The organism is Azospirillum sp. SYSU D00513 (assembly GCF_017356015.1).
Classification (GTDB): Bacteria; Pseudomonadota; Alphaproteobacteria; order Azospirillales; family Azospirillaceae; genus Azospirillum.
In genome coordinates, this window is sequence record NZ_JAFIQV010000067.1 from 19,256 (window position 1) to 27,196 (window position 7,941).

Annotated in this window: 8 protein-coding genes; 7 read left to right on the top strand and 1 reads right to left on the bottom strand. The window is 66.7% G+C overall.

The window, feature by feature from the left end; translation table 11 throughout:
- The first annotated feature begins 243 nt into the window (after positions 1-243).
- Together rpoZ and JUB11_RS30100 are read left to right on the top strand one after the other, a co-directional pair.
- Complete coding sequence (rpoZ, locus tag JUB11_RS30095) at positions 244-699, top strand: DNA-directed RNA polymerase subunit omega (RefSeq protein ID WP_207462494.1); 456 nt, start codon at positions 244-246, stop codon at positions 697-699.
- A gap of 116 nt (positions 700-815) precedes the next feature.
- Entirely contained in the window at positions 816-2,963 is a 2,148-nt protein-coding gene (locus JUB11_RS30100) for a bifunctional (p)ppGpp synthetase/guanosine-3',5'-bis(diphosphate) 3'-pyrophosphohydrolase (protein ID WP_207462495.1), read from the top strand.
- Positions 2,964-3,288: 325 nt separating this feature from the next.
- Here JUB11_RS30100 and JUB11_RS30105 read toward each other — a convergent pair whose 3' ends face one another.
- Positions 3,289-3,555: a type II toxin-antitoxin system ParD family antitoxin gene (locus JUB11_RS30105; protein WP_207462496.1), complete on the bottom strand. Its 267-nt coding sequence runs from the start codon at positions 3,553-3,555 to the stop codon at positions 3,289-3,291.
- Between the two features lie 275 nt (positions 3,556-3,830).
- Between JUB11_RS30105 and JUB11_RS30110 the strand changes: the two genes are divergently transcribed.
- The 5 genes from JUB11_RS30110 (at position 3,831) to era (ending at position 7,716) form a co-directional block, all read left to right on the top strand.
- Complete coding sequence (locus JUB11_RS30110) at positions 3,831-4,568, top strand: pyridoxine 5'-phosphate synthase (RefSeq protein ID WP_207462497.1); 738 nt, start codon at positions 3,831-3,833, stop codon at positions 4,566-4,568.
- Between the two features lie 25 nt (positions 4,569-4,593).
- Positions 4,594-5,049: a holo-ACP synthase gene (gene acpS, locus JUB11_RS30115; RefSeq protein WP_207462498.1), complete on the top strand. Its 456-nt coding sequence runs from the start codon at positions 4,594-4,596 to the stop codon at positions 5,047-5,049.
- A complete protein-coding gene (gene lepB, locus JUB11_RS30120; RefSeq protein ID WP_207462499.1) occupies positions 5,046-5,816 on the top strand; it encodes a signal peptidase I in 771 nt (256 codons plus the stop codon). The genes acpS and lepB overlap by 4 nt, the downstream gene beginning before the upstream one ends.
- Before the next feature lie 60 nt (positions 5,817-5,876).
- Positions 5,877-6,623, top strand: a complete 747-nt coding sequence (gene rnc, locus JUB11_RS30125) for a ribonuclease III (RefSeq protein WP_207462500.1) — start codon at positions 5,877-5,879, stop codon at positions 6,621-6,623.
- Between the two features lie 187 nt (positions 6,624-6,810).
- A complete protein-coding gene (era, locus tag JUB11_RS30130; RefSeq protein ID WP_207462503.1) occupies positions 6,811-7,716 on the top strand; it encodes a GTPase Era in 906 nt (301 codons plus the stop codon).
- Positions 7,717-7,941 lie beyond the last annotated feature (225 nt).

Sequence of the window (7,941 nt, forward strand, 5' to 3'; positions counted from 1 at the left end):
CTATTCCTTCCACAAGCGATTTTAGTAAATATGCAGCAGACGCTGAATATGAGGTGTCTTCGAAATGCAAACTAGGCGCTCTTCTACTCAGGGGCAAGGGGCGCGACCGGCCGTCCGAGGGGGGAGTACCGCAGATTCAGGCGGTCTCCGCCGAAAGCGGATGCGGGCCACGCTTGGCGCTTGCGTGGTCAGCCCGAGGTCCATATATTCAACTCCCTTCGTTGTATCCGGAGTTCGTTTGGCATGGCACGCGTTACCGTCGAGGACTGCGTCCTTAAGATCCCCAACCGCTTCGATCTGGTGATGATGGCGGGCCAGCGCGCCCGTGAGATCTCGGCCGGGGCGCCGCTGTCGATCGACCGCGACAACGACAAGAACCCCGTCGTGGCTCTGCGCGAGATCGCCGAGGAGACGGTGTCGCTGGATCATCTGCAGAACGCGCTGATCAAGGGCCACCAGAAGCATGTCGAGCCCGATGAGCCCGAGGAGGAGATCGTCGAGCTGATGGCTGGCGAGCACGACTGGGCCGCCCGCAGCGACAACTCGCTGGATGGCGATGACGCCATGGGCGAGCGCGAGGAAGATCTCACCGAGGAGGACGACATGCTCTCCGAGATGGACGAGAACCCGGCCGCCGCTTTCGACATGACCGAAGACGATGTCGTCGGACGCGATGCCGAAGACGACGTCGGCCCCTGACCGATTGCGCATGCCTGACGGGGGCCGTCCGGCCCCCGCGCGGCGCCTTTCCCCTCCGGCGCCGCCGCACATTCCCAATTCGATAACATGGCGCTTGATGCGCCGGGTCGGGTGACATGATCCGGCAATATGAGCTTGTCGAGCGCGTCAAGGCGTACGACCCCTCGGCGGACGAGGATTTGCTCAACCGCGCCTACGTCTTCTCGCTGAAGGCGCACGGCTCGCAGACACGCGCCTCGGGCGACCCCTATTTCTCGCATCCCCTCGAGGTCGCGGGCATCCTCACCCAGATGAAGCTGGACGCCGGCACCATCGCCACGGCGCTGCTTCACGACACGGTCGAGGACACCGTCGCCACGCTGGAGGACATCGAGCGCGTCTTCGGGCGCGAGATCGCCCGGCTGGTGGACGGCGTCACCAAGCTGTCGCGGCTGGAGCTGAACAGCGAGCAGGCCAAGCAGGCCGAGAATTTCCGCAAGCTTGTGCTGGCCATGTCGGAGGACATCCGCGTCCTCCTGGTGAAGCTGGCCGACCGGCTGCACAACATGCGCACGCTTCACCACATCGGAAAGCCGGAGAAGCGCAAGCGCATCGCCCGCGAGACGCTGGAGATCTATGCCCCGCTCGCCGAGCGCATCGGCATGCACCAGATCAAGGACGAGCTGGAAGATCTCGCCTTCGCGCAGATCAACACGGAGGCGCGCGACAGCATCCTCGCGCAGCTCTCCCGCCTGCGCAACGAGGGCGAGGACCGCGTCGCCCGGATCATCACCGAGCTGCGCGAGACGCTGACGGCCGAGGGCATCCCCAACGTCCTGGTGAGCGGGCGCGAGAAGACCGCCTATTCGATCTGGCGCAAGCTCCAGCGCAAGAACGTCAGCTTCGAGCAGCTCTCCGACATCATGGCCTTCCGCATCACCGTGGAAAGCCTGCCGGAATGCTATCAGGCCTTGGGCGTGATCCACGCGGCCTACCCGGTCGTGCCGGGGCGCTTCAAGGACTACATCTCGACGCCCAAGCCGAACGGCTACCGTTCGCTGCACACCGGCGTCATCGGCCCGGGGCGCAACCGCATCGAGGTGCAGATCCGCACCAGCGACATGCACGAGATCGCCGAGCTGGGCGTCGCCGCGCACTGGAGCTACAAGCAGGGCCAGCCGCGCAACGGCGGGCGCGAGTACCGCTGGCTGCGCGAGCTTCTGGACATTCTGGAGCATGCCCAGAAGCCCGAGGAGTTCCTGGAGCACACCAAGCTGGAACTGTTCCAGGACCAGGTCTTCTGCTTCACGCCCAAGGGCGACCTGATCGCGCTGCCGCGCGGGGCGACACCGGTGGACTTCGCCTACGCCGTCCATTCGGAGGTCGGCGACCATTGCGTCGGCGCCAAGATCAACGGTCGGATGCTGCCGCTGCGCACGCAGCTCCAGAACGGCGACCAGGTCGACATCATCACCTCCAAGGCGCAGACGCCTGTGCCGGGCTGGGAGCGCTTCGTCGTCACCGGCAAGGCGCGCGCCCGAATCCGCAAGTTCCTGCGCACCCAGCAGCGCGCCCAGTACATCGAGCTGGGCCGCGCGATCCTGCAGCGGCAGTTCAAGACGGAAGGCTACGAGTTCTCCGACAAGGCGCTGGAAGCCGTCGTCAAGATCTTCCAGCAGCCGAGCGTCGAGGACCTGCTGGCCGGCGTGGGGTCCGGCCTGCATTCCGGGCGCGAGGTCTTCCACGGCGTCTTCCCGGGCCACAAGCCGCCGGTCAAGGACGCGGACGAGCGGGCGGCCACGGCGCCCAAGCCCAAGCCCAAGCGCAAGGACGCGCCGCTGCCCATCCGGGGGCTGATCCCGGGCATGGCCGTTCACTACGCGCGCTGCTGCCACCCGCTGCCGGGCGACCGCATCGTCGGCATCGTGACCACCGGCAAGGGCGTCACGATCCACACCATCGACTGCGAGACGCTGGAGAGCTTCCACGAATCGCCGGAGCGCTGGATCGACGTCGCTTGGGACATCGAGTCCGAGCGCGCGGAGGAGCATGTCGGCCGCGTGTCCCTCGTCGTCGCCAACGAACCGGGCTCGCTCGGAACGCTGTCCACGGTGATCGGCAAGAACGGCGGCAACATCAGCAACCTGAAGATCACCAGCCGGAACGTCGACTTCTTCGAATTGCTGATCGACGTCGAGGTCAAGGATGCCAAGCACCTGACCAACATCATGGCCGCGCTACGCGCCACCCCGGCCATCAGTTCGGTGGACCGGGCGCGGGGATAGGGGAGGGGCCGGGTGGCCGGCGCTGTCCGGTCAACTCTCCGGGTCTTCGGCGAGGTCCGGCCGCATCCGGCGGTGAATGACCGCCTGCACCAGAACGCCGCCGCCGTCCTCGCGGTAATAGATCACATGCCCGGCGTGCTCGTGACGGGGGCTGCCCTGCCGGACATTGTCCGAGGGTTCGCGGCCATGATTTCGAACATCCGCTTGATGCCCTCGGTGTATTCCTCCGCTTGCCTGAACCCGAAGTTCTGCAGTGTATACAGGCAGTGTGTACAGGTAGATGTCGTGAGGTCCTGTTCGGCTCGTACCGTGAGCCTGTACCGGGTCATTCGGCGGTTCCCGGCAGCATGCCCCGGCTCCGCGCGATCGCGCGCGCTTCCGCGAAGATCTCATCCACCGTCCGGGAGCCGACGCCGCTGGCTTCGGCGTCGTCGATCAGCGCGCGAAGGCCATCAAGGCGATCCTTCTTCTCGCGGTCGCGGCGGATCAGGTCATGAACATAGTCGCTCGAACTGGCGTACTCACCGGATCGGATCTGCGCATCGACCCATTCCTGCATGGGCTCTGGCAAGGATACGGTCATGGTGGCCATGCGACATCCTGGGTTCCTGCGGGCCTGGTTCCGTCAGCCTAGCTGAAACAGTAAAAATCAGGAAATTTCTTATCGTCCTGGTCAGCGCCTCTTCCTTGTGATTTTCAGAAAAGGCCGGACCCGCTGGCTTCGAGCGTGAGCATCGTCCGCGGGCGCCCGTCCGGACGCCTGGGTATCCCGCGCCATCAAAGGGTGACGGGACCCCCGTGCGCCGCTATATAGACGGGATGATCCGCCCCGAGGGGCGGGCGCGCGTTTTGCGGAGTTGCGTTTCCATGTCCCGTCCCCTGCGCCTCGGCGTGAACATCGACCATGTGGCGACCGTACGCAACGCGCGCGGCGGGCCGCATCCCGATCCGGTGCGCGCGGCGCGGCTGGCGGCGGAAGCCGGGGCGGACGGCATCACGGCGCACCTGCGCGAGGACCGGCGGCACATCCGCGACGGCGACATCGACCGGCTGATGGCCGAGGTGGCGCTGCCGCTGAACCTGGAGATGGCGGCGACGGAAGAGATGCTGGCCATAGCACTCCGCCACCGGCCACACGCCGCCTGCCTCGTTCCCGAAAAGCGGACCGAGGTCACGACGGAAGGCGGGCTCGACGTGGCCGGCCAGTACAAGCATCTGGTCCGCCATGTGGAGGAGCTGGGTGCCGCCGGCGTGCGCGTGTCGCTCTTCATCGACCCGGAGGCGGCGCAGCTCGACGCCGCCAAGGCGCTCGGAGCGCCGGTGGTGGAGCTGCACACGGGGGCCTATTGCGAGGCCCGCGGCGAGGAGCAGCGGCGCGAGCTGGAGCGCCTGGCGCGCGCGGCGGCCTACGCCGAGGCGATCGGGCTGGAGTGCCATGCCGGCCATGGCCTCAGCTATTCCGACGTCGGGCCGGTGGCGGCGATCCCGACCATCGTGGAACTGAACATCGGGCACTTCCTGGTCGGCGAGGCGGTCTTCGTCGGGCTCGGCAACGCCATCGCGCGCATGCGCAGCGCGATGAAGGCGGCTCGCGCGCAGGCGTGAGCGGCGGCAAGGAAAGGCGAGCCTCATGATCCTGGGCATCGGAAACGACCTGATCGACATCCGCCGCATCGAGCAGTCGCTTGAACGTTTCGGCGACCGCTTCATCGGGCGCATCTTCACCGACGTCGAGCGCGCCCGGTCGGAGCGGCGGGCCGGCAGCGCCGGCCGACACAGCGCGCGCGCCGGCAGCTACGCCAAGCGCTTCGCGGCGAAGGAAGCCTGTGCCAAGGCGCTCGGCACCGGCATCAGCCGCGGCGTGTTCTGGCGCGACATGGGCGTGTCGAACCTGCCCTCGGGCCAGCCGACCATGCGGCTGACTGGCGGCGCGCTGGAACGGCTGCAATCCATCACCCCGCCCGGCATGACCGCGCAGATCCACGTCACCCTGACCGACGAATACCCGATGGCGGAAGCCTTCGTGATCATCAGTGCGGTCCCTTCCGATTCATCCTCCCCAAACGCGGCGGCATCCCCGGCATGAGCATCAACAAGCAGACGGACGTGACCGAGAACACGAAAGAAACGGGCGGCTTCGCCGAAACGGTGAAGACGGTGCTCTATGCCGTGCTCATCGCGTTCGGCGTGCGGACCTTCGCGTTCGAGCCGTTCAACATCCCCTCGGGCTCGATGATCCCGACGCTGCTGGTCGGCGATTATCTGTTCGTCTCGAAGTTCTCCTACGGCTACAGCAAGCATACGGTGGCCTTCGGCTTCCCGCTGTTCCAGGGGCGCATCTTCGAGTCCATCCCGGAGCGCGGCGACGTCGCCGTCTTCAAGCTGCCGCGCGACAACAAGACCGACTACATCAAGCGCGTGGTTGGCCTGCCTGGCGACACGGTGCAGGTGCTCGGCGGCGTGCTGCACATCAACGGCCAGCCGGTCAAGCGCGAGCGCATCGAGGATTACGTGACGACCGATGCGCTCGGCCGCGAGATACGCGAAGCGCAGTACATCGAGACGCTGCCGAACGGACGCAGCCACCGCATCATCGAGGAGTCGGACAACGGTCCGCTCGACAACACGCCGCTCTACACCGTGCCGCAGCGCCATGTCTTCATGATGGGCGACAACCGCGACAACTCGCTGGACAGCCGCGTCGCGTCGCAAGTGGGCTATGTGCCACTGGAAAACATGGTCGGACGCGCCGAATTTCTGTTCTTCTCGCTGGAGGACGGCACACGCTTCTTCGAAGTGTGGCGCTGGCCCGTCGATCTGCGCTTCAGCCGGCTCTTCAGCGGGGTCAACTAAGTGCGCGTCTTGAGTGCGGGGGACAGCATGGCATCCGGTGCGGCAGCGGGGGAGGACGGCATGTCCGGCAATCCGGAGGCGCTGCTGGCCGACCTCGATGATCTGGCGAAGGCGCTCGGCCACGGGTTCCGCGACGGCAGCCTCCTGCTCGACGCCGTGACGCATCCCAGCCTAATGGGGCTGGAGCGCACGGGCCGCGGCGGTGGCCGCCCGGCGCAGGGGCCGGGGCTCGCCTATGAGCGGCTGGAATTTCTCGGCGACCGGGTGCTTGGGCTCGTGGTGGCCGAATGGCTGCTGGAGCGGTTTCCGGCGGAGCGGGAAGGGGCGCTCGCCAAGCGCCACGCCTCGCTCGTGCAGCGCGAGGCGCTGGGCCGCGTCGCCGACACGATCGGGCTCGGCCGCCATCTGCGGCTGTCGCCGGCCGAGGCTTCGAGCGGCGGGCGCAACAACCGCACCATCCTCGCCGACGCATGCGAGGCGGTGATCGGGGCGCTCTATCTTGACGGCGGGATGGACCCGGCGCGGCGTTTCATCCGCGAGGCCTGGGCCAGCCAGATCGAGCGGGTGCAGCCGCCACCGCTCGATCCCAAGACGGCCTTGCAGGAGTGGGCGCAGGGCAAGGCGAAGGCGCTGCCCACCTATGAATTGGTCGATCAGACAGGCCCGGCCCACGAACCCGAATTCCGGGTGCGGGTGCGGGTCGAGGGATGCGAGCCGGTCACGGGGACCGGCTCTTCGAAACGGATAGCGGAAAAGCAGGCGGCGAGCGCGCTCCTGCGGCAGTTGGGAGTGCAGGTCGATGGCTGACGGAACCAATCAGGACCGGACGGACGAGGACCTCGAGAAGCTTGAGAATGCCGAGGACGAGGGCAGGGACGGCGACGAGGATTTCGACGACGAGGAGGATGAGGGCGAAGAGGACGGGGATTACGAGGACGAGGAGGACGGCGAGGACATGAGCGGCGCCGGCCTGATCGGCGGTGCGCTTGGCGCCATGCCGGAGAACCCGCGTTGCGGCTTCGTCGCCCTCGTGGGCGCGCCGAACGCCGGCAAGTCCACCCTGCTTAACGCCATGATCGGCTCCAAGGTGTCGATCGTCAGCCCGAAGGTGCAGACGACGCGCACCCGCGTGCTGGGCATCACCATCGCCGGCGACAGCCAGCTGATCTTCGTGGACACGCCGGGCATCTTCCGGCCCAAGCGCCGGCTGGACCGCGCCATGGTTCAGGCCGCCTGGCAGGGGTCGGAGGACGCCGACCTCACCGCCGTGCTCTTCGACGCCTCGCGCCGGAGCATCGACGAGGACACGCAGGGCATCGTCGCCAAGCTGAAGGAGCAGGGGCGCAAGGCCATCCTGATCCTGAACAAGATCGACCTCGTGAAGCGCGACGTGCTGCTGGGATTCGCCGACAGCTTCAACCAGGAAGGCGTCTTCACCGACATCTTCATGATCTCGGCGGAGACAGGCGACGGAGTCGAGGATCTGCGCAAGTTCCTCGCCGCGCGCGTGCCGGAAGGCCCCTGGCACTATCCAGAGGACCAGATCTCCGACATGCCCATGCGGCTGCTGGCCGCCGAGGTCACGCGCGAGAAGCTGTTCCTCCAGCTCCACCAGGAACTGCCCTATTCCGCCACGGTCGAGACCGAGGTTTGGGAGGAATTCGACGACGGGTCGGTCAAGATCTCCCAGGTCATCTATGTCCAGCGCGAAAGCCAGAAGGCCATCGTGCTCGGCAAGGGAGGGCAGCGCATCAAGGCGCTGGGCCAGGCGGCCCGCACGGACCTGAACGAGATGCTGGAGCGCCGCGTCCACTTGATCCTCTTCGTCAAGGTCCGCGAGGGCTGGGTGGACGATCCGGAACGCTACGAGGCCTGGGGCCTGGACTTCGGCGCCTCGTAAGGGCACGTACGTTTTATCCTCCTTTGGCCTTCCGAGGCCCGTCACCGAACCCCGGCTCCCCAGAGCCGGGGTTTTCACATTTCGGCTCCCGTTCGCACGCTTTGGCCGCGCCTGCCGCCGCCCTTTGGGTTTTTGCTGTCGCTAACAAGTCAAGTTGGCCGGTTTTCGTAACATGTGAGTTGGCCGCTCTGTTCGCTATTTGGACCGGGGGCATGCCCCCGGTCC